General features: G+C 68.5%; 18 protein-coding genes and 1 pseudogene. 7 read left to right on the forward strand and 12 right to left on the reverse strand.

What is annotated here, in order from left to right; translation table 11 throughout:
* Positions 1-148: 148 nt before the first annotated feature.
* Positions 149-1,222, forward strand: coding sequence for an adenosine deaminase (locus EV652_RS25255; protein ID WP_132211670.1), 1,074 nt, complete (start codon positions 149-151; stop codon positions 1,220-1,222).
* Positions 1,223-1,254: 32 nt separating this feature from the next.
* Here the strand turns inward: EV652_RS25255 and EV652_RS25260 are convergent, their stop codons facing one another.
* The 6 genes from EV652_RS25260 to EV652_RS25285 form a co-directional block, all read right to left on the reverse strand.
* Entirely contained in the window at positions 1,255-2,058 is an 804-nt protein-coding gene (locus EV652_RS25260; RefSeq protein WP_132211671.1) for an ABC transporter permease, read from the reverse strand.
* Positions 2,058-3,047 (reverse strand): ATP-binding cassette domain-containing protein, encoded by a 990-nt coding sequence (locus tag EV652_RS25265; RefSeq protein WP_132211672.1) that lies wholly within the window; start codon positions 3,045-3,047, stop codon positions 2,058-2,060. Before EV652_RS25265 ends, EV652_RS25260 begins: the two co-directional genes overlap by 1 nt.
* Positions 3,048-3,214: 167 nt before the next feature.
* Positions 3,215-3,910, reverse strand: coding sequence for a PadR family transcriptional regulator (locus EV652_RS25270; RefSeq protein ID WP_132211673.1), 696 nt, complete (start codon positions 3,908-3,910; stop codon positions 3,215-3,217).
* A gap of 58 nt (positions 3,911-3,968) precedes the next feature.
* The gene (locus tag EV652_RS25275; RefSeq protein ID WP_158441237.1) at positions 3,969-5,054 is read right to left on the reverse strand and encodes an acyltransferase family protein; all 1,086 of its coding nucleotides are present in this window, start codon (positions 5,052-5,054) and stop codon (positions 3,969-3,971) included.
* A 167-nt stretch (positions 5,055-5,221) separates the two neighbouring features.
* Positions 5,222-5,638, reverse strand: coding sequence for a GNAT family N-acetyltransferase (locus EV652_RS25280; RefSeq protein ID WP_132211675.1), 417 nt, complete (start codon positions 5,636-5,638; stop codon positions 5,222-5,224).
* Complete coding sequence (locus EV652_RS25285) at positions 5,638-6,591, reverse strand: GlxA family transcriptional regulator (RefSeq protein WP_132211676.1); 954 nt, start codon at positions 6,589-6,591, stop codon at positions 5,638-5,640. The genes EV652_RS25280 and EV652_RS25285 overlap by 1 nt, the downstream gene beginning before the upstream one ends.
* An 82-nt stretch (positions 6,592-6,673) precedes the next feature.
* Between EV652_RS25285 and EV652_RS25290 the strand changes: the two genes are divergently transcribed.
* A complete protein-coding gene (locus EV652_RS25290; protein ID WP_132211677.1) occupies positions 6,674-6,943 on the forward strand; it encodes a hypothetical protein in 270 nt (89 codons plus the stop codon).
* 85 nt (positions 6,944-7,028) lie between these two features.
* Here the strand turns inward: EV652_RS25290 and EV652_RS25295 are convergent.
* Positions 7,029-7,235: pseudogene (locus tag EV652_RS25295) on the reverse strand (DUF418 domain-containing protein); the annotation flags it as partial.
* A 185-nt stretch (positions 7,236-7,420) separates the two neighbouring features.
* On the opposite strand from EV652_RS25295, the gene EV652_RS25300 reads away from it, so the two are divergent.
* Positions 7,421-8,239, forward strand: a complete 819-nt coding sequence (locus EV652_RS25300) for a class I SAM-dependent methyltransferase (RefSeq protein WP_132211679.1) — start codon at positions 7,421-7,423, stop codon at positions 8,237-8,239.
* A gap of 58 nt (positions 8,240-8,297) precedes the next feature.
* Here the strand turns inward: EV652_RS25300 and EV652_RS44710 are convergent, their stop codons facing one another.
* Positions 8,298-8,444, reverse strand: a complete 147-nt coding sequence (locus EV652_RS44710; RefSeq protein ID WP_199238389.1) for a hypothetical protein — start codon at positions 8,442-8,444, stop codon at positions 8,298-8,300.
* A 144-nt stretch (positions 8,445-8,588) separates the two neighbouring features.
* Between EV652_RS44710 and EV652_RS25305 the strand changes: the two genes are divergently transcribed.
* A complete protein-coding gene (locus EV652_RS25305) occupies positions 8,589-9,446 on the forward strand; it encodes a DNA-formamidopyrimidine glycosylase family protein (protein WP_132211680.1) in 858 nt (285 codons plus the stop codon).
* Between the two features lie 92 nt (positions 9,447-9,538).
* On the opposite strand, the gene EV652_RS25310 is transcribed toward EV652_RS25305, so the two are convergent.
* On the reverse strand, positions 9,539-10,435 hold the full coding sequence (locus EV652_RS25310; RefSeq protein ID WP_132211681.1) for a hypothetical protein: 897 nt from the start codon (positions 10,433-10,435) through the stop codon (positions 9,539-9,541).
* 130 nt (positions 10,436-10,565) lie between these two features.
* Between EV652_RS25310 and EV652_RS25315 the strand changes: the two genes are divergently transcribed.
* The 3 genes from EV652_RS25315 to EV652_RS25325 all read left to right on the forward strand — a co-directional run bounded on the left by EV652_RS25315 (position 10,566) and on the right by EV652_RS25325 (position 15,314).
* Complete coding sequence (locus EV652_RS25315) at positions 10,566-10,889, forward strand: rhodanese-like domain-containing protein (protein WP_132211682.1); 324 nt, start codon at positions 10,566-10,568, stop codon at positions 10,887-10,889.
* A 143-nt stretch (positions 10,890-11,032) separates the two neighbouring features.
* Positions 11,033-14,404, forward strand: a complete 3,372-nt coding sequence (locus tag EV652_RS25320; RefSeq protein ID WP_242001988.1) for a phosphodiester glycosidase family protein — start codon at positions 11,033-11,035, stop codon at positions 14,402-14,404.
* A gap of 1 nt (position 14,405) precedes the next feature.
* A complete protein-coding gene (locus EV652_RS25325; RefSeq protein ID WP_132211684.1) occupies positions 14,406-15,314 on the forward strand; it encodes a S66 peptidase family protein in 909 nt (302 codons plus the stop codon).
* On the opposite strand, the gene EV652_RS25330 is transcribed toward EV652_RS25325, so the two are convergent.
* The 3 genes from EV652_RS25330 to EV652_RS25340 all read right to left on the reverse strand — a co-directional run bounded on the left by EV652_RS25330 (position 15,307) and on the right by EV652_RS25340 (position 20,708).
* On the reverse strand, positions 15,307-17,088 hold the full coding sequence (locus tag EV652_RS25330) for a S9 family peptidase (RefSeq protein ID WP_242001989.1): 1,782 nt from the start codon (positions 17,086-17,088) through the stop codon (positions 15,307-15,309). The genes EV652_RS25325 and EV652_RS25330 overlap by 8 nt on opposite strands.
* Positions 17,089-17,169: 81 nt before the next feature.
* Complete coding sequence (locus tag EV652_RS25335; protein WP_132211686.1) at positions 17,170-18,948, reverse strand: ABC transporter ATP-binding protein; 1,779 nt, start codon at positions 18,946-18,948, stop codon at positions 17,170-17,172.
* A complete protein-coding gene (locus EV652_RS25340; RefSeq protein ID WP_132211687.1) occupies positions 18,945-20,708 on the reverse strand; it encodes an ABC transporter transmembrane domain-containing protein in 1,764 nt (587 codons plus the stop codon). Before EV652_RS25340 ends, EV652_RS25335 begins: the two co-directional genes overlap by 4 nt.
* Between the last annotated feature and the right edge of the window lie 169 nt (positions 20,709-20,877).

Consider the following 20,877-nt stretch of genomic DNA (forward strand, 5'->3'; position numbering starts at 1 on the left):
TGGGAAGTGACGACCGGGCAGGGGCGCTCTCGAAGCGCGGTGTCTTGTCATTCATGCCCTCAAGGCTTTCGTGGCGACACCCCGGTCACCTAGGGCCTTTGCGGGGCATTGCGGGGCAGACTGTCGGAGTGCCTGACAAGATGGCGGGATGATCACTCCCGAACAGTTGATTGCGGCGCCGAAGGTTCTGCTCCACGACCACCTGGACGGTGGTCTGCGGCCGGGGACGGTGGTGGAGCTGGCTCGGGAGATCGGGCATGTGTTGCCGCGGACTGATGCCGGTGAGTTGGGTGCGTGGTTCGTGGAGTCGGCGGACTCGGGGTCGCTGGAGCGGTATCTCGAGACGTTCGATCACACCGTCGCGGTGATGCAGAACGCTGAGGCGATCAAGCGGGTGGCCAGTGAGTGTGTGCAGGATCTGGCCGCGGATGGGGTGGTGTACGCGGAGGTGCGGTACGCGCCCGAGCAGCACCTGACCGCTGGGTTGACGCTGGAGCAGGTGGTGGACGCGGTTGGCGAGGGGTTCGAGCACGGGATGGCGACCGCCGAGCGGCCGATCGTCGCTCGGCAGTTGCTGACCGCCATGCGCCACAAGGCCCGGTCGATGGAGATCGCGGAGCTTGCGGTGGCGTACCGCGACGCCGGGGTGGTCGGGTTCGACATTGCCGGCGCGGAGGCGGGGTATCCGCCCACCCGGCACCTGGACGCGTTCGAGTATCTGCAGCGGGAGAACGCCCACTTCACCATCCACGCCGGCGAGGCGTTCGGTCTGCCGTCGATCTGGCAGGCGATCCAGTGGTGCGGGGCGGACCGCCTCGGCCACGGCGTCCGGATCATTGACGACATCACGTACGACGAGGCCGGCGAGAAGGCCGAGCTCGGCCGACTGGCGGCGTACGTGCGGGATGGACGGATCCCGTTGGAGATGTGCCCGAGCTCCAACCTGCAAACGGGCGCGGCCGCGTCGATCGCCGACCACCCGATCGGGCTGCTCGCCAAGCTCCGCTTCCGGGTCACGGTGAACACCGACAACCGGTTGATGAGTGGTACGTCGATGAGCCGGGAACTCACCCTTCTCGCCGAGGCGTTCGGCTACGGGCTGGCGGACTTCCGCTGGTTCGCCATCAACGCGATGAAGTCCGCGTTCCTGCCGTTCGACGAACGCCTGGCCATCATCGACAACACCATCAAGCCCTGGTACGCCAAAGTCCTGGCGAGCTGAGCCTGCCCTCACGCGAGGGCAGGCTCAGGCCGTCAGACGGAGCGTTGGTAGGTGCGGAAGGCTCGGGTGGAGAGCCAGGCCACGAAGAGAGTGAAGGCCAGTAGGTAGAGGGAGTGGCGGGCTACCGAGGACCAGTCCGGGTTGGCGGAGAGGGCTTGGCGCGCGGCGATGGCGGCCCAGTCGACGGGGTTGTAGCGGGCCGCGACGTTGACCCAGTGGGGCGCGACCGCGGGGTCGATCATGATCGAGGACATGAACGTCAGCGGGAGCGAGACGAACTGCGAGATGCCGATCAGCGCCTCCTGCTGGCGGGTCAGCAGAGCCACCGCGTTCGACAGCGAGCCGAAGGCCGTTCCGACCAGCATCGAGGCCGCGACCGTGACGGCGTAGCCCGCGGCACCGCCGTCGTACCGGGCGCCCGCGGCCATGCCGATCGCGAACACCAGGAGGGTCTGGATCAGCGTGGTGGTCGCGTTGCTGATCAGTTGCCCGGCCATCAGTCCGCCGCGGCTGACCGGTGACGCGAGCATGCGGTCCATCACACCGCGTTCCATGTCCGCGATGAACGTCGTACCGCTCCAGCCGCTGGTCATCAGCGCGGTCATCATCACGATGCCGGGCGTGAGGAAGGCGATGTACGACGAGTCGCTGAAGCCCGGGATGTTCACCACACCCTTGAACAACTGCCCGAACAGCAGCAGCCAGATCGCCGGCTGGATCAACGTGAACGCGATCAGTGCCGGCTGCCGGTACTGCGCTCGCAGCCAACGGCCCGTGATGAGTCGAGTGTGCCCGACGAATCCGGTACGACGCCCGGCCAAGGTCAACGTGGACATCACGCCGCCTCCCTTTCAACGGAAGCCTCACGGAACGACCGGCCGGTGTACCGCAGGTACACATCGTCCAGCGACGGCCGCGACACGGTCACCGCGGTGACCGGAATCTCCTTGTCCTCAAGGGTTCCCAGTACGGCGGGAACCGCGGTCGCACCGTGGTCGACCCGGGCACGCAATGTGTTGCCCTCGACAACGATCTCGCCGACACCCGGCAACCCACTCAGTAACCCGCGCACGTTTCCATCGGTGTCCGGCGACACCAGTTCGACGTGGACCGAGTCGCCGCGTAGTTCGGCCTTCAGTGCCTCCGGGGTGCCCTCGGTAACGATCTTGCCGTGGTCGACGATGGCCAGCTGATCGGCCAGCCGATCCGCCTCTTCCAGGTAGTGCGTGGTGAGCAGCACGGTCAGACCCTCGTGACCGGACAGCCGGCCGACCTCGTTCCAGAGATCGGCTCGCGCCTCTGGATCGAGGCCGGTCGTCGGCTCGTCGAGGAACAACACCTGCGGCCGGTGGACCAGACCGAGAGCGACGTCGAGCTTGCGTTGCATACCGCCGGAGTAGGTCTTGACCTGGCGGCTGCCCGCGTCGGTCAGGTCGAATCGCTCGAGCAGCTCGGCGGCACGTCGTACTGCCTCTGCGCGGGTCAGGCCGTAGATCCGGCCGCTGAGGACGAGGTTCTCGACGCCGGTGGCTTGCGGGTCGGAGCTGGACTTCTGCGGTACGTAGCCGATTGACCGTCGTACCTCGTCCTGCGACCGGTTGACGTCATACCCGGCCACCCGTGCCGTGCCGGAGTCGGCCCGGGACAGGGTGGTGAGGATCTTGACGGTGGTGGACTTGCCGGCGCCGTTGGGACCGAGCAGACCCAGTACGACGCCCTCCGGGACGCTGAAGGTGAGACCGTCGAGCGCGCGCAGAGGTGGGTTCTTGCGGCCGGCCGGGTACGTCTTGACCAGGTCGACCGCTTCGAGGGCAGGCGTAGCCATGATGTGGTGACTCCCTTGTGGTGACGGGAGCCGGTCCGCTGCTGGCTATCCTGATGGTTGCGCCTTGGGTGCCAGGTCTTCGGACCGACTCGAGGAACTGCGGCCCTTGACCCCTGGTGTTGCCGCACCGCGGGTCGAGGGCCGTCCTGCTTCCAGGTGACTTCCTTCTAGGTGGCTTCCGGTGGTATCGCCCGCATCCAGGCGAAGTCGGTGCCGAAGTACTTGACCGGGTCCTTCAGTTGCTCGCCCGGGCTGATGCCGTCCTCCTGGTAGTGCTTCCAGGCCTTGCGCCAGAACGCCGAGCCGTCCAGCGCGTCGGTCCGGATCTCCTCGGCGAGTTGGTGGATGTACGCCGACTCGGCCTTGAGCAACGCCAGCCGGAACTCCGACTCGACCCAGAAGATGCGCGGGAACTCCATCGACGTCATGTGCTCGTGCACGGCGGTGACTTGCTCGATCTCCGCGTCGACCGCCTTGAGCCGCTGCTCCAGGAGCTCGGCCACCCGATCGGGCGGGAGGCCCGGCAGGTAGGCGAGGCCGGCCTCGAGCGGGTGGAACTCGCGGGTCGGCGTGCCGATCAGCTCGGTCAGCCAGTCGGCGAACTCCTGCTGGCCGGTGTCAGTGATCTGGTAGACCGTGCGCTCGGGGCGGTTGCCCTCGCGGATGGTCTCGCGGGCCTCGATGAAGCCGTTCTTCTCCAGCGCCGCGACGACCGAGTAGAGCGAGCCGTAGTTGAGCTTGATGCTCTGGTCCTTGCCGCGGGCTCTGAGGATGGTCGAGATCTCGTACGGGTGCATCGGGCGCTCGCCCAGGCTCCCCAGCACCGCGAACGCGAGCGGGTTGCCGACCTTCCGTCGCGCCATCGCGCCCTCCTCGATCTCAAGTACTCGAAATCGAGTATTAGTTCATGGGTATCCGATGTCAAGTATTCAGCCAGGCGAAGGCACGGAACCCCAGCCGCTGCACCGGCCGAACGCGCGGGGCAGTCAGCACGCGGTACACCGGCTGCTCGACGTACTTCGTCAACAGCCAGGCCAGCACGATGACCCCGGCCACCGCTCCGGCGATCTGCTCGATCCGCCCCGCCCCCAGCCCCATCAGGTGGTACGCGATCAGGTACCCGACCTCCTGGTTGAGGAGGTAGATGCCGAACGAGATCCGCGCCAGGAACTGGATCGGCCGGCGGATCGGGGCGAACACGTGCCAGTCCGGGCCTCGGGCGGCCAGTGCGACGAACACCAGCAGAACCCCGATGCCCAACGACGACGGCAGGTCAGCGGTGTGCGCGTGCTGGGCGAACACGGTCGCGGCGAGCAGGGAGCCCAGGTGCAGTACGCCGATCCGGTGCTGTGACCAGAGCCAGATCGCGATACCGATGGCAAACAGTTGCAGTCGATGTAGGCCGAGACCGTTCCACGCCACCTGGACCCAGAGTGGGCAGTGCAGGATCCGGTCGTGCCACTGCACTACCACCGGTGCCACGGTCATGATCCACAGCAGTCCGGTGATCCGCTGGCCGGAGCCCATGCCACGCGGCCAGAGCAGGGCCGCGGCGGCGAAGGCCATCAGTTGCAGCGGCAGTGTCCAGTAGGAGCCGTCGATGAGGCGCACGGTTGGGTCGAAGGCGCTGGCCAGCGTCAGGTTGCCCCAGAGGTCGTGCTGGGTGGGCAGGTTCCAGTTGTCCGGTCCGAAGGCGATCAGGACCGTGTAGGTGACCAGCACGGCGGCCAGGTACGGCGGGAGCACCCGGCAGACCCGCTGCCACAGCCACTGTGACGTGGATGCCTTCCGGATCGTCACGCAGATGAAGTACGCACTGATCACCAGCAGGACGCTGGCGCCGACCTGGAGTGGATACCTACCCAGTGGCGCACCGAGCTCGGGGTGGAGCACCGGGCCCTGGTACGTCGTGTGGCAGAAGACCACTGCGAGGACTGCGAGGACGCGGACGACGTCCCAGCTCAGACGGCGTGATGTGCTGGCCCGGAACGGGACAGGCGTTGCCACAGTTGCTCCAACATCTCTCGGCTCGCCGATCGTCTTCGGCTGTTATCCCCCTGTGACACTTCGAAGGATCCTAGGGGGAGCCGGTGGTGGCAGCGCAAATCCTGTGGGTTGCATCACGCCGCTCTCGGTCGACCGTCAGGCAGGTGCGCCGCGAAGAACCGGTGGGCTCAGAGCGCCTTGACCCAGCGGGACCATTCGGGCTGCGGGGCGTAGCCGGCTGTACTCCAGATGTGGTGGGCCTGGGCGTTGTCGTCGAGAACCATCGCGTCGGCTCGGGTCCCGCCGTATGACGCGAAGCGGTCCTCGGCCAGAGCGACCAGCTTGCGGGCGATGCCTTGGCGGCGGTGGGTGGGAGCGACGGCCAGGCGATAGAGGTGGCAGCGCCAGCCGTCCCAGCCGACGATGATCGAGCCGATGACGATGTCGTTGTCTACGGCAAGGATCAGTGCGGACGGGTCGCGCTCGATCAGGCGCAGTACGGCGTCGGCCGAGTCCGGCGGGCGGTGTGAATCCTCAGCAGCAGTGGCCCAGAACTTCATCACGTCGTCGGCATCGGCCGCGACGGCGTTGCGGTAGTCGACCATCAACTGGCGGTCTGGAAGGTGCGGCGGTAGTCCTGTGGTGGCACGCCCACCACCCTACGGAAGTGGTGCCGCAGCAACGCCGCCGTCCCGAATCCTGACTCGGCCGCGATCTGCTCGATCCCCATCCGGGTCTGCTCGAGCAGCGTCCGCGCCCGCAGCACTCGCTGTGTGGTGACCCATTTCAGCGGCGTCGTCCCGGTCTCCGCGACGAACCGCCGCGCGAACGTCCGCTCCGACATCTGCGCCCGCCGCGCCAACGCCGGCACGGTGTGGTCGATCGTCAGATTGTCGACCATCCAGTCGAGCACCGGCTGCAGGCTCTCACTCGACGACTCCGGCACCGGGACCTCGACGTACTGCCGCTGACCGCCGTCGCGCTGGGGCGGGACCACCATCCGGCGCGCGATCCGGGTCGCGACCGCACTGCCGAGCTCACGCCGGACCAGGTGCAGCGCCGCGTCGATCCCGGCCGCGGTGCCGGCACTGGTGATGATGCTGCCGTCGTCAACGAACAGGACGTCGGCGTCCAGCTTCGCGGTCGGGAACTGCTCGTTGAACAGCTTGACGTAGCGCCAGTGCGTCGTACACGCCCGGCCGTCGAGCAGCCCGGCCGCGCCCAGCACGAACGCACCGGAGCAGACCGTCAGCAGGATCGCGCCGCGTGCCTCGGCCCGGCGCAGAGCGTCGAGGATGCGCTCGTCGTACTCGTCCCGCCAGGTGGTCGCCGGGATTCCGATCAGGTCGGCGTCCTCGAGTTCCTCCAGCCCGTACGGCGCGATGACCTGCGAGTGGCTGCTGGTCTGCAACGGCTCACCCGGGCGGGTCGAACACACCTTGAAGTCGAACGCGGGCACACCGTCATCGGTCCGGTCGATGCCGAACACCTCCGCCAGCACCCCGAACTCGAACAGCGCGACGTCCTCCATCAGGACGACAGCGATCTTGTGCAGCATTCCGACAGTATGGCAGTAATTTGTGGAAGGATGTCAATAGTGCCAATGGTGGCTGGATCTAGTTGGTAGCACAATTGGTGCCATGACCGGAATCCTTGTTCTCGCAGTACTCGCACTGGCCGTCATCGCGGCTCTGGAATTCAGCAACAGGCGTCACTCGACCGGTCTCACCGCCGGCCCGAACGGCTCCTGGGCTTCCGCTGACCGCGACCTGACCAGGACCAAGCTCGACCTGCTCGCCCTCGGTGGCGTGGCCGAGCCCCTCAACCACAAGCCCGTAGCGACCGCAGGCACCGTGCACGCCATCCGCCGGGCCCGCGCCTTGACCCACCACGGCCGGCACGCGGCCTGAGCAGGTTGCCCCGCGCTGACGGGACCCAGCGCCAGGGGCAACCGAAGTACAGAGGACCGCCGGACTCCGGCGGTCTTCTGCTGTCTCAGACCTTGCGTTGCCAGGTAGGAGCCGTCGCGTTGGTGACGGCCCGCAGCACGCCTTCCACCGGGCCGTAGCCGTACCGGCTCATCCAGAGGTGACTCAGCACGACCTGTACGGCGAAGATCGCAACAGCGATCCCCATCGTCTCCAGCGGTGACACCTGACCGACCAGACTCAGCCCGATCCCGGTGAAGACCAGCATCGTCGCGACCGACTGAACCTCACCGGCAAGGAAGCCGTACTGCGGCTGATCTGGGCGAACAAGACGGTCCGCTTCTCTGCCTCACCGGACCGGACCCGGTCGGGTGCGCAGTTCTACAAGGCACGGATCTGGACGCCGGCCTTCCAGTAGATCGGCGGCTCGGCCATGACCACGTGTGGCATCGTCTGGTTGTGACTGACTACCGGGAAGTGAATCGGGCCAACTGGGACGAGCGGGTGCCGGCGCATGTCGCGTCACCCAGCTACCACGTGCCCGACTTCGAGGACCCGCAGTACCTCAGCGAGGTGGTCCGGTTCGACCGGCCGCGGCTGGGCGACATCTCCGGGCTGCGCGCGGTGCACCTGCAGTGCCACATCGGGACGGACACGGTGTCCCTCGCGCGGCTCGGCGCCCGGATGAGCGGTCTCGACTTCTCCGCTCCGGCGATCGAGCAGGCGCAGTCGCTGGCGGACCGGCTCGGGTTGCCCGTCGACTTCCATGTAGCCGATGCGTACGACGCGGTCGAGGTGCTCGGCGCGGCGTCGTACGACCTGGTCTACACCGGGATCGGCGCGATCTGCTGGTTGCCGGACATCGAACGCTGGGCGCAGACCGTCTCGGGCCTGCTCAAGCCCGGCGGGCGGCTGTTCATCCGCGAGGGGCACCCGATGTTGTGGGCACTGGACGCGGCGCCGGAGTATCCGGTGCTGAAGTACCCGTACTTCGAGACGCCGGAGCCGATCATCTGGGACGAGGGCGGGACGTACGTCGAGACCGACGCCGAGTTCGCCACCACCGTCACGCACGAGTGGAACCACGGCCTGGCCGAGATCATCACCGCGCTTCAGCGGGCCGGCCTGGTCTTCGACTCACTCGTCGAGCACGACAGCTCGCCCTGGAACGCCCTGCCCGGCCTGATGACCGAGGACGAGGCCGGCGAATGGCGCTTGACCCACCACCCGCGCCGGCTCGCCGCGACGTACACCCTGCAGGTGCACAAGCCCGCCTGAAGGCGCACTTCAGGCCCGGCTGTGCGTGCCGACCAGCCGGGCTGAAGTCCAGTGATGCCTAGTGCGCGCCGCCGCGGCGCTGCTGCATCTTCTGGAACGCGTCCTTGAGCTTGCGCTGGTTCTCAGGCTTGCTGAGCTCCCGCTGCGCGACCTGTGCCAGCTTGGCGACGACCGCACCCTTGACCAACGTCTTCACAAACCCCATCAGGGCCTCCCTACTCTCTTGCCCTAAGACGCTACCGCCCCGAGCCAACAAACACCTGCGGGTTCCCCCCACCACTTCCCTGTTCCCACCCCTTAGCCCGTTCCAGGCAGGAAAAGTGTCCCCGGGGTAGGGCACACTGGGACGGTGCCTGAGTTGCCGGAGGTCGAGTCGCTGGCGGGGTTCCTGCGGGAGCGTGCCGTTGGGCGGGCGTTCGTGCGTGCCGACGTGACGGCCATCAGTGCGCTGAAGACCTACGACCCGCCGATCTCGGCGCTGGTCGGGTTGCTGATCGACGACGTGCAGCGGCACGGGAAGTTCCTCGACATCTCCGCGCAGGGCGTGCACCTGGTGATCCACCTGGCCCGGGCGGGCTGGTTGCGGTGGAGGGACGAGCAGTCGACCGCGCTGGTGCGGCCGGGCAAGGGTCCGATCGCGTTGCGCACGGTGCTGGACGACGGCTCCGGCTTCGACCTGACCGAGGCCGGCACGCAGAAGAAGCTCGCGGTGTACGTCGTCCGCGATCCGGCCGAGGTGCCGGGGATCACGCGGCTCGGACCCGACCCGTTCACGCTGTCCCTGGACGACTTCAGCGCCATCCTCAAACGCGAGGGCCGGGTCCAGCTCAAGGGGGTCCTGCGCAACCAGTCGGTCATCGCCGGCATCGGCAATGCGTACTCCGACGAGATCCTGCATGTGGCGAAGATGAGCCCGTTCAAACCGGCGTCGAACCTGTCCGACGACGAGCTGAAGGTCCTGTACGACGCTATGCGCGAAACCCTCCAGGACGCCGTCGACCGGTCCGCCGGCCTCGCCGTCCAGGACCTGAAGTCGGAGAAGAAGTCCGGCCTCCGCGTCCACGGCCGCAAGGGCCAGAAGTGCCCGATCTGCGGTGACATCGTCCGCGAGGTCAGCTTCCACGACTCGTCCCTGCAGTACTGCGCCACCTGCCAGACAGGCGGCAAGCCGCTCGCCGACCGCCGCCTGTCCAAGCTGCTGAAGTAAGCCGTCAGGCTGCTCAGGTAGTCATCTGGTCGAACATCGCTTTCACGTCGGCCGAGTTGGGTGTGGCCGTACCGCTGGTCGTCCGGCGGGGGTCAACCCGTCGCGGGCAGGTGGACGGTGTACGGCGACGAGGCCGAGCGCCGGCCCGCGTCGAGCCGGACCCGGAGCTCGTGCCGGCCCGCCGGCCCACCGATCGGCACCGGCCCACCGATCGGCACCGGCCCATCGATCGGCACCGGGCCAGCGATCTGCAACAGCCCACCGATCGGTACCGGCCAGGCGATCGAGGCGCCCGGATCGAGGCCCTCGAAGCTCCACCGGCCGCGCGATCCATCGGGCAACTTCAAGGCGGCCTCGCCGTGAGCGGTCGCCCGGCCGAAGTTCGTCACCACGACGGACAGTTCGCCGTCGCCGGTCGGGTGGATCGAGGCCAGCACCGTCCCGATCGGCGCCACCAGGATCCGTCGTACGCCGGTCGCCTCGACCTGCAGCGGGACCACCAGGCCGGCCGGCATCGGGAAGGGGCCGACCGTCCGGTTCACGTCCGTGGTGACGGACGACTGGTTGGCCAGGACGATGCGCGCCTTGCTGTCGGCGAACACGCGGACAGCGACATCCGCGGAGCGGCGGGCGATCAGGTGGGACGTCGTACCGGTCGGCGTGAGGTCCCAGACACCGTCGGCGTTGGCCGTGACCGTGTCTGGCGGAACGATGCGCAGCTTGCCCTCCAGGGCGACGCGGACGACCGGTGTCTCGCCGGAGTCGGGCAGCCGGACGAGCAGGTCATCGCCGTCGAGCCGCCAGGTGAGCGCGCGGCCGGTGTGCTCCTCGACCACGTGGAGGGGTGTCGTCGCCAGGCCGGGCAGGCGGATCTCGTGATCGGCCGGCCGGCGGGTGATCCGGAGCAGCAGGAGCTCGCCGGTCCGCAGGATCGCCTCACCCCAGGGTTGCGGCCCGAACTCCCCGGGGATGCCCTGAATCAGTGCCATCGCGCCGCCTCCTCCGAAGAAGGTTCCGCAATCGGCGGGCCGGGTGTCAACGCGCGATCCACGCTTCGGGCAACCGCATTCCTGCCGTCCGGCGGTACGGTGGTGACCGCTCGCCTGAGATGATCGGAGCATGTTCCAGAACCAGGAGATTCCCTCGGTCGTGGTGGCCGAGTTGGACGACGCCTTGCTGGCCGAGGCGTTCGTATTGGATGTGCGGGAGCCGGACGAGTGGGACCGCGGGCACATCGAGGGCGCCAACCACATTCCGCTCGGCGAGCTGCAGGAGCGGGTCGGCGAGGTGCCGCTGGACCAGAAGGTGCTGTGCGTCTGCGCGGTCGGTGGCCGGTCCGGGATGGCGACGCAGTTCCTGAACCAGCTCGGCCGCGAGGCGATCAACCTCGACGGCGGCATGCACGCCTGGCAGACCATGGGCCGCCCGGTCAGCACTATCTGATCAGTATAGGAGAAAACCTTCCGGTCAGCCTCTGGAGACGTTACTTTGTCACCGGTCGGTTGACCGGCGTACACCTGTGCCTCATGTGGCGGTAGAGCGCACCGCGTCGGATGGCCGCGTCCGTCCACGTTGGGGAGGCTCCTGTGTCGCTCATCCGTCCCTTGACCGCAGCGATCGGTGTGGGCGGCCTGCTGGCCGGTTCCGTCGTCGCTCCGGCCGGTGCGCAAACCACGGTCGGCGGCATCCCGGATGCCGCGATCGCCGGCGACGGCGTGCTTACCACCCGCGAGGACAGCCCGGTCGCGCCGGGGGTGAACTACACCTCGTTCGAGCGCCTCGACCCGAAGGGCTGGCTCCGCGGCGACATCCTCGCCGCCGACCTGGACAAGCACGGTGTGACGGTCGACTACGTCAACACCGGCAAGGTCTCCGGCGGTACGCCGCTCAGCCAGCAGTTGGCCCGGAAGGGCGCGATCGCCGGTGTCAACGGCGACTTCTTCGACATCAACGACACCACCGCACCGCTGGGCGTCGGGATCGAGCGGAGCGGCCGGCTCATCAACGCGCCGGCGGCCGGGCACAACGACACCGCGGTGATCGGCCAGGACGGCCTCGGCCGGATCGCCGAGCTGTTCCTGCAGGGCAGCGCGACCGATGACGACGCGACCAAGCTCGAGCTGACCAACCTCAACTCGCCGACCGTCAACGCCGCCGGTATCGGCCTCTACACACCGGAGTGGGGCGACGCGGCCCGCACCAGGACCGTCGACGGCCTACCGACCGTCCGCGAGGTGATCCTTCGCGACGGCGTGGTCGTCTCGTCGGCCGCCACTCCGGGCACCACCCCGCTGGCCGCGAACGAGCAGGCGCTGATCGGCCGCGAGGCCGGTGCGATCGCGCTCGACGCTTTCGAGGTCGGCGACAAGGTCGAGGTGCAGTACGGCGTACGCCCCGACGCGGCCGATGTCGCCGTCGGGATCAGCGGCAACTACCAGCTCGCCAAGGACGGCAAGGTGCCCGACGGCGTCCCGGACGCCGACCTGGCGCCGCGGACCGCGATCGGCTTCGACGCCGACGGCAGCCGGATGCTGCTGCTCACCGTCGACGGTCGCGCGACCGGTTCCCGCGGGTTGTCGCTGAAGGAGATGGGCCAGCTGATGATCGGCCTCGGTGCCGACGACGCGCTCAACCTGGACGGCGGCGGCTCGTCGACAATGCTGGCCCGGTCGCCGGGCGAGGCGGGGCCGAAGGTGGTGAACGACCCGTCCGACGGTGGCGAGCGGGTGATCCCGAACGGTCTCGGCCTCTTGCCGGTCAAGGGTTCCGGGAAGCTCACGGGCTTCCGCGTCGAAGCTGTCGGCACCGCGGAAGAGGACCCGGATGCGGACGTCTCGCGCAGCTCCCGCGTCCTCACCGGCCTCAGTCGCGTCCTGGCCGCGTCCGGCCACGACGAGACCTACGCTCCCGCGACAGGTACGCCGTACTGGTTCGCCGGCAGCAATGTCCGGATCGACCAGAAAGGTGTGGTGACCGGACGGAGGGCCGGAGATGCGATTGTCACGGCAGCACGCGACGAGGCGATCGGCAGGTTCCCGATGACCGTCCTCGGTAGGCCGACCCGCCTGGCACCGTCGACCCGGCAGGTGTCGTTGTCCGACGCATCGGCCAAGGGCTTCTTCGAGATCAACGGATACGACGCCGACGGCTTCTCCACCTGGATCGAGCCACGCGACCTCGAGCTCTCGTACGACCCGGCGCTGGTGAATGTGGTTGCGCGCGGCAACGGGTTCGAGGTGAATGCCCTCAGCAACGATGCGGTGTCGACCGTGATCACCGCGAAGGTTGGCGACCTGACCACACAGCTCAGCGTCACTTCCGGTCTGACCAGCACGGTGATCGACGAGGTCGACGATCTGACTCGCTGGGCGGCGAACGCCGTACCGGTTGGAGCGGCGACGGCGTCGCGGTCCGCCGCCGAGGGGCACGACGGTGGGCAGGCGATCGCGCTCGACTACTCGCTGACCGGCTCGACAGCGACGCGAGCGGCGTACCTCTCGGTGACGCCGCAGCTGACGCTGCCCGGTCAGCCGCAGAAGCTGGGTGCGTGGGTCTACGGCGACGGCAAGGGTGCGTGGTTGCGGGCGAACGCCTACACCGCGGCCGGCGGTTCGCCGCAGACGCTGAACATCGCGGCGGCGGTGGACTGGACCGGGTGGAAGTACGTCGAGGCGGACATCCCGCCGGGGCTGGCGATGCCGCTGCGGTTCTGGCGGATCTACGTCGTTGAGACCGTGCCGACCCGGCAGTACTCGGGCCGGATCATCGTCGACGACCTGACCCTGCGCGGCGCGCCGCCGGTGGACATGGCGCCACCGGCGAAGGTGGTCGACCCGATGGTGGTCACCGACGGGACCGTGACGACCAGCGGCCGGTGGCGGTTCGCGGTGATGTCGGACGCGCAGTTCACCGCGGACGACCCGAACTCCGACTTCGTCAAGCAAGCCCGGCGGACGATCCGCGAGGCGCTCGCGCAGAACCCGGACTTCCTGGTGATCAACGGCGACTTCGTCGACCGCGGCTTCGCGAATGACATCGCGCTGGCCAAGCAGATCATCGACGAGGAGGTCGCAGGCAAGGTGCCGCTGCACTACGTGCCGGGCAACCACGAGAGCTACGGACCGGGCAACCTGTCCGAGTGGAGCAAGGTGTTCGGGCCACCGACCAGCACGTTCGACCACAAGGGGACGCGGTTCATCCTGCGTGACTCGTCGCTCGGGTCGCTGCAGGCCGGCGGCTTCGCCCAGATCCTCGACCTGCGCGCGCAGCTCGACGACGCCGCTGCGAACACGTCGATCCGCAACGTGGTGGTGATGGCGCACCACCCGATCGACGACCCGTCGCCGACGGCGAACTCGCAGCTGGGTGATCGCAAGGAGGCCCGGCTGATCGTCGACTGGCTGGCCGACTTCCGGGCATCGACCGGCAAGGGTGCCGCCTACATGGCCGCCCACGCGGGGACGTTCGCGGCGTCCCGGACGGACGGCGTACTGCTGCCGCTGACCGGCAACTCCGGCAAGGGCCCGTCGTCCGCCCCGGATGACGGTGGTTTCACCGGCTGGGCGCTCGTCGGGGTCGACGCGCAGGCGCGTGAGGCCGCAGCCGCTGAGCGGACTTGGTCGGCGCCGGAGCGGTCCTGGCTCAAGGTGGAGTTCCGCCCGCACGTGGATTCGCTCGAGCTCATCGCTCCGGCGTCACTGCGCCGGGGTGAGACGGGTCCGGTGGGCGCGACCGTCGTACAAGAGAGTCGGCGGGTGCCTGTCGCGTTCCCGGTGTCGGCTGACTGGTGGGGATCGCGAGAGCTGCACATCGGTCCGGCGGGGACCGCTCCGTTCTGGGCAGTGGCGTCGTACGACCCGGCGACCGGTCAGGTGACCGCACTGCGCCCGGGTACGGCGCAGCTGGGCGTCACAGTCAACGGCATCAGCAAGAGCACCACCATCACTGTCGGTTGGTAGCGTGACCGACGTGATTGTGCCTGGGCGGTTGGTGGCTGGGGATCGGGTGGCAGTAGTGGCGCCGTCCGGTCCGGTGCGGGCGGAGCGGCTTGAGACCGGGATCGAGTACCTGAAGCAGTGGGGCCTCGAGGTTGAGGTGCTGCCGTCGGTGCTGGCCGGCCACGAGCGGTTGAGTTACCTGGCTGCGGACGACAAGGCTCGGGCTGAGGATCTGCGGAACGCGTGGCTGGACTCGAGCTTTGCGGCGGTGTTCTGTGCGCGAGGTGGGTACGGCGTGCAGCGGATGCTCGAGTACGTCGACTTCGACGAACTGGCGGCTGTGCCGAAGTGGTTCATCGGGTTCAGCGACATCACTGCACTGCACGAGCCGCTGAACGCACGCGGGCTGGTCACCGTCCACGGGCCGATGGCTGCCGCTGTCGAGCAGTTGGGTGCATCCGTCGGCCGGCAACGCCTGTACGACCTGCTGTTCGAGCCAACGAGCGTCACAGACCTGCTTGCACCCGCAGGAGCCCGCACAGTGGTCGACGGAGTCGCGGAAGGACCACTCCGGGGTGGCAACCTGGCTCTGCTCGCGGCAAGCGTCGGTACGCCGACCTACGCGCCACCGACCGGGATCGTGGTGATGGAGGACGTCAGCGAGGACGCGTACCGAGTGGACCGGCTGCTGACCCAGCTGCTGCGATCCGGGTGGTTCGCCAGAGTCACCGGACTGGTGATCGGCGACTTCAGCGGAGCCGACGACTCCGGGTTGGTCAGCGCGGTCGTGCTCGATCGGCTGGAGCCACTCGGTCTGCCGATGGTGGAGGGCGCCGCGATCGGGCATGAGGACGTGAACCTCGCCGTACCGCTGGGGCTGTCTGTCCGGCTGGACGCGACAGCAGCAACCCTCAAACCGTTCTTCAGCTGAGGTGCTCGCGTAGGAACGCCAGCGCCTGCGGGTACGCGTCCAGCTTGTTCGTCAGCTTCGCGAGCCCGTGGCCCTCGTCCGCGTAGACCAGGAGCTGGCACGGTACGCCGCGCTTGGTCAGAGCGCCCGTAATCTGCTCTGCCTCGGACAGCGGCACGCGTGGGTCGTTGGCGCCGTGGATGACCAGCAGTGGTGCCCGCAGGTCGTCGACCCGGCTCAACGGACTCGCCGACTCCAGGAACTCGCGGTCGGTCGCGAGGTACCCGTACTCCCGCTCCCGCGTCGCCCGCCGGTAGTCCGAGGTGTTCTCCAGGAACGTCACCAGCGATGCGATGCCAACGATGTCCACACCGGCCGCCCACAATGACGGCTGGAAGGCCAACCCCGCCAGCACCATGTAGCCGCCGTACGAGCCACCCCACAGCGCAGCCCGCGAGGGATCACACCCGATCGACGGCAGCCACGCGTGGATCGCGGCCAAGTCCTTCACCGAGTCCAGCCGCAGCTCCCGGTCGTCCAGGGAGTACCAGCGCTTCCCGTACGCCGCTGAGCCCCGGACGTTCGGTACGACGACGGTGTGGCCAGCTGCGGCGAGTGCAGAGACCACCGGGTACCAGCCGCGCATAGCCGCACCCTCAGGACCGCCGTGGACGTGGACGACGGTGGACCCGAGGTCGGGCCCGATCGGCCGGTAGACGAAGACTGGCACCTGCTCACCGTCGAACGACGGCACGCGGTGGGTCTCCGGGTGCGTCAGCTCGGCCGGCACCTCAGGCATCTCCGGCGGCCGCATCGCGACGACCTCACCGGTCGCCAGCGTGTAGCGGTAGACGGTGGGCGGCTCGATCGGTGAGTGGTACGTCAGCAGGGCGAATGCACCGTCCGCAGACCAGATCGGGTCCGGCATCATCACGGCCTGTGCGCCGCAGCCGAGCGGGGGCAGGTCGAGCGGTCCGTCCAGTGCGCCGTCCTCCAGCTTGTGCAACGCCAGCGGCACCAGACCGTCGTCGATCGTGGCGACCAGGAGGTGCTCGGCGTCGGGGCAGACCCAGCCGGCCAGGTCGTGCTCGTCGTCCACCAGCAGGTCCGACCAGGTCCCCTCGGCCACGTCGTACTTCCGCAACGCCATCCAGTCCCGGTCCGCGTTACTCGCCACGATGAACTCGGACGAGCCCGGCAGCCAGGACACCGCCCTCTGGTCGTTGTGCGCGTCGTACGGCGTGAGCTCGGTGACTGCTCGGGTGGTCGTGTCGACGAGCACCAGCTGCATCGAGTTGGCCGGGGCGCTGGCCAGTGACAGGACGACCCACTTGCCGTCCGGCGACGGGTTGACTGCCATGGCCCAGCCGCCGCCGTCGTACAGGACGGACTCGGTGCCGGTGGAGAGGTCGTGGGCGATCAGGTCGAAGTCGACGCCGTTGCGACGGTTGGTGGTGAACAGCACCCGGTCGGCCGTGGCCTCGACCAGGTAGTGCTTGAACCGAGGGTCGTGGACGAGCGGCGTGAGCGTCGGGTCGTCCAGGTCGAGGATGGACAGTTGACCGCGTTCGTTGCCACCGCTGTCGTGCTCCACGACGACCCGACGGCTACCGGGGACGAACAGGGCGTTGGCGCACCTCTCGTCCAGATCGGTGAGCGCTCGCCAGGTGCCGTCGGGGGCCACTTCGTTGACCTGGCGGGTGCCGGTCCCGTCGTACAGGACCAGTAGGCGGCCCTCCTCGTTCACGTCGAGGGCCAGCGTGGTGGGCAGCGAGAGCAATGTCGTCAGCAGCACCATTGCATCCTCACACGAGGACGCTGATGGGCGGCGGGGCACGGCGTGGTGGGGCAGCCCGTGCTGGGCTGCCCCACCGAGTCAGCGGTCGCCGTGCCAGGAGCGCCAGAGCGCCGCGTAGGCACCCTGGGCGTCGACCAGTTCGTCGTGGCCGCCGAGCTCGACGATCTTGCCGTCCTCCACCACCGCGATCACGTCCGCGTCGTGCGCCGTGTGGAGGCGGTGGGCGATCGCCACCACGGTCCTGCCCTCCAGCACACCGGCCAGCGACCTCTCCAGGTGCCGGGCGGCACGCGGGTCCATCAACGAGGTCGCTTCGTCCAGAACCAGTGTGTGCGGGTCCGCCAGCACCAACCGGGCCAGTGCGACCTGCTGTGCCTGTGCAGGAGTCAGTGAGACCCCACCGGAACCCACTTCGGTGTCCAGACCGTTGTCGAAGCCGGCGACCCACGCGTGAGCGTCGACAGCACGCAGTGCAGTCCACAGCTCGGCGTCGGACGCCTCCGGCCTGGCCAGCCGCAGGTTGTCCCGGACGCTGCCCACGAACACGTGGTGCTCCTGGTTGACCAGGGCAACGTGGCTCCGGACCTGCTCGGCCGACATCCTGTCGAGGGCCGCACCACCCAAGGTGATGTCACCGACCCGCGGCGAGTAGATACCGGCCAGCAACCGGCCCAACGTCGATTTCCCTGCTCCAGAAGGGCCTACGAGCGCGACCCGGGCACCTGGCTGCACAGTCAGCGTGACGCCGTGCAGCACGTCGCGGCCTTCCAGATAGCCGAACCGCACCTCGTCGGCCAGCACAGTCCGGCCCTCCGGCTCGGCCTGATCACCTGCTGCGGCCGCCTCGACCTCACGGACCCCGACCAGGCGTGCCAGTGACACCTGCGCCACCTGGAGCTCGTCGTACCAGCGGATCATCATGTTGACCGGCTCGACCAGCATCTGGATGTACAGCGCACCCGTGGTGAGTGCGCCGACGGTGAGCCAGCCCTGGATGGCGAAGCCGCCACCGATCACCAGCACCGCCGCCAACGCGACCGTGTGGGTCATGTTGATCACCGGGAACAGGACCATCCGCAGGTAGAGCGTGTACCGCTCCCACCCGACCCACTGTCCGATCCGGGTGTCACCCAGCTTGATCCGGCGATCACCGAGCCGGTGCGACTCCACGGTCCGGCCGGCGTCGACGGTCTCGGCCAGCGCCGAGGCCACCGCGGCGTATCCGGCGGCTTCCGACCGGTACGCCGCCGGCGCCCGGCGGAAGTACCAGCGGCCGCCGATGATCAGGATCGGTGCCGCGATCACCACGGCCACCGCCAGCTCCGGCGCGGTGACGACCAGCGCACCGATCAGCAACGACGCCCAGATGACCGCGATGGTCAGCTGCGGTACGGCGTCCCGCATGGCGTGCGAGAGCCGGTCGACGTCGGTGGTGATCCGGGACAGCAGGTCACCCGTGCCGGCCCGCTCCAGCACACCCGGAGGCAGTCCGACCGCGCGGATCAGGAAGTCCTCCCGCAGATCGGCCAGCATCTCCTCACCCAGCACCGCACCACGCAGGCGCGTGAGCCGGACGAACACGGTCTGGACGAGCAGCGCGCAGACGAACCCGAGGACGACGTACGGCAGGTCGACATCGCGCTCCCCCTGCGAGAGCTTCTCCACCACGTTGCCGAGCAGCCAGGGTCCGACCATGCCGCACAGCGCCGCCACTGCGTTCACCAGCGTGAGCCAGCCGAACGCACGACGATGCCGGCGGAACAGTGTTTTCAGATAGGCGCGCACGGTCGCGCTGCCTGCTACCGGCAGCCGGGCAACTTCCTGCGGCGCTGCCGGGTCGTACTCTGGGCGCTTCACGCCGTCTCCTCGAGACTTGACTCTTCTTCACGGGTGACCACCGCGCGGTAGCGCGGGTTGCTGTGCACCAGTTCGTGGTGGGTGCCGACGGCGTCGACCCGGCCGTCCGGGATGAACACCACCCGCTCCGCGCGGTCCAGCATCAGCGGACTGGACGTGAACACCACAGTGGTCCGGCCGGACCGCAGCAGTCGTAGGCCGTCCGCGATCCGTGCCTCGGTGTGCGCATCCACCGCACTGGTCGGCTCGTCCAGCACCAGCACCGGCGGGTCGACGTACAGCGAACGGGCCAGTGCCACCCGCTGCCGCTGCCCACCGGACAGGGACCGGCCGCGCTCGGTCAGCAAGGCCTGCATCGGGTCCGACTCACCAGCCGGCAGCGTTTGACGCAGTACGTCGAGAATGTCCGCGCACTGCGCAGCGTCGAGTGCTGTCTCCGGAGAGACCTCACCACTCGCTGGTACGTCGAACAGCTCCCGCACGGTCCCGGACAGCAGCACCGGATCCTTGTCCTGCACCAGTACGACGGTCCGCGCGGACTCCAACGGGATGTCGTCCAGTCCGACGCCGTCGAGGAGCACTGAGGCCTGGTTGTCCTCGGCGGCCGGGCTGTGGCCACCGAGGCGGTCGGCCAGCCGGCCACCCGCATCCGGGTCACCGGACACGACCGCAGTGAAACTCCCGGCCGGCACATGCAGCCCGGAGACCGGGTCGAGCAGGTCACCGTCCGGCAGCTGGGCGTCAGCGGTGCCCATGGTCTCGTCGGTCCGCTTGAGCGACAGCACTCGAGCAGCCCGGCGCGCCGACACCTTGGAGAAGATGAACGCGCTCGCCGTCTCCTCGAACGTGTGCAGCGGCACCAGCATGAAGGTGATGAACCCGTACGTCGTGACGAGTTCGCCGACCGAGATCCGGTTGGACGTCACCATCCCGACACCCAGCCACACGATGACGACCAGGAACAGCCCGAACAGCAGCACCTGGAGGGCCGCGATCAGCGACCACATCCGCGCACTACGGACCGCGCTGGCGCGGTACTCCTGCGAGGCCGAGCGGTAGCGGTCCAGGAACAACTGCTCACCGCCGATGCCACGCAGCACGCGCAGACCGGCGACGGTGTCGGCGGCCAGCTCGGTGGCCCGGCCGCCCTTGGCCCGCTGCGCGTCCGCGCGACGCTCCGCGGGACCCATCAGCGGCACGATCGAGAACGCGAGCACCGGTACGGCGACGGCGACCACCAGACCGAGCTGCGGCTCGTAGAAGAGCAGCCCGATCACCACGGCGAAACAGGTCAGCAGTGCGGCCGCGAACCGGCCGAGCACCTCGACGAACCAGCCGATCTTCTCCACGTCGCCGCTGCTCACGGCGACCACCTCACCGGCGGCGATCCGCCGGGTCAGCAGTGAGCCGAGCTCCGCGGCCTTGCGGAACAGCAGTTGCTGCAGGCGCGACGCCGTACAGATCCAGTTGGTCACCACGGCTTTGTGGAAGAACGAGTCGGCACCGGCTTTGGCCGCGCCAAAGGCGAGCAGCAGGCCGCCCGCCAGGAAGAGCTTGGGCCAGGACAGGTCGATCACGGCCTGGACGGCCAGACCGACGGCGACCGGAGCGGCGGCGATACCGCCGAAGTACAGGAGACCCCAGAAGAGCGCGATCAGCTGACCGCGTAGTTGCTGGTGCTCCAGCCAGAGGATGAGTCGGAGACCGGACCGGGTGTCCGGCACACCCGGGTCGGCAAACGGAATGAGGCGCAGCGACATGACGTCTCACAAAGAGGCATAGGAGGGGTGAAGAAGGCACCTGACCAGGCGTGGATCAAGCCTAGGTGCGGCCACCGACAGTCCTCAAACCCTTTTCGGCCCGTGGTCTAAGGCCGGTATCCCGGTGGCTGAGACGCTGCCCGGAAACGTTCCAATCCGGCGGTTGTAC

The organism is Kribbella steppae (assembly GCF_004342025.1).
GTDB classification, from domain to species: Bacteria; Actinomycetota; Actinomycetes; order Propionibacteriales; family Kribbellaceae; genus Kribbella; species Kribbella steppae.

Excerpts from the sequence above, each read along its gene's own strand:
- EV652_RS25255 (WP_132211670.1), top strand. The coding sequence starts at position 149 with ATGATCACTCCCGAACAGTTGATTGCGGCGCCGAAGGTTCTGCTCCAC.
- EV652_RS25260 (WP_132211671.1), bottom strand. The coding sequence starts at position 2,058 with ATGTCCACGTTGACCTTGGCCGGGCGTCGTACCGGATTCGTCGGGCAC.
- EV652_RS25265 (WP_132211672.1), bottom strand. The coding sequence starts at position 3,047 with ATGGCTACGCCTGCCCTCGAAGCGGTCGACCTGGTCAAGACGTACCCG.
- EV652_RS25270 (WP_132211673.1), bottom strand. The coding sequence starts at position 3,910 with ATGGCGCGACGGAAGGTCGGCAACCCGCTCGCGTTCGCGGTGCTGGGG.
- EV652_RS25280 (WP_132211675.1), bottom strand. The coding sequence starts at position 5,638 with ATGGTCGACTACCGCAACGCCGTCGCGGCCGATGCCGACGACGTGATG.
- EV652_RS25285 (WP_132211676.1), bottom strand. The coding sequence starts at position 6,591 with ATGCTGCACAAGATCGCTGTCGTCCTGATGGAGGACGTCGCGCTGTTC.
- EV652_RS25290 (WP_132211677.1), top strand. The coding sequence starts at position 6,674 with ATGACCGGAATCCTTGTTCTCGCAGTACTCGCACTGGCCGTCATCGCG.
- EV652_RS44710 (WP_199238389.1), bottom strand. The coding sequence starts at position 8,444 with ATGGGGTTTGTGAAGACGTTGGTCAAGGGTGCGGTCGTCGCCAAGCTG.
- EV652_RS25310 (WP_132211681.1), bottom strand. The coding sequence starts at position 10,435 with ATGGCACTGATTCAGGGCATCCCCGGGGAGTTCGGGCCGCAACCCTGG.
- EV652_RS25315 (WP_132211682.1), top strand. The coding sequence starts at position 10,566 with ATGTTCCAGAACCAGGAGATTCCCTCGGTCGTGGTGGCCGAGTTGGAC.
- EV652_RS25340 (WP_132211687.1), bottom strand. The coding sequence starts at position 20,708 with ATGTCGCTGCGCCTCATTCCGTTTGCCGACCCGGGTGTGCCGGACACC.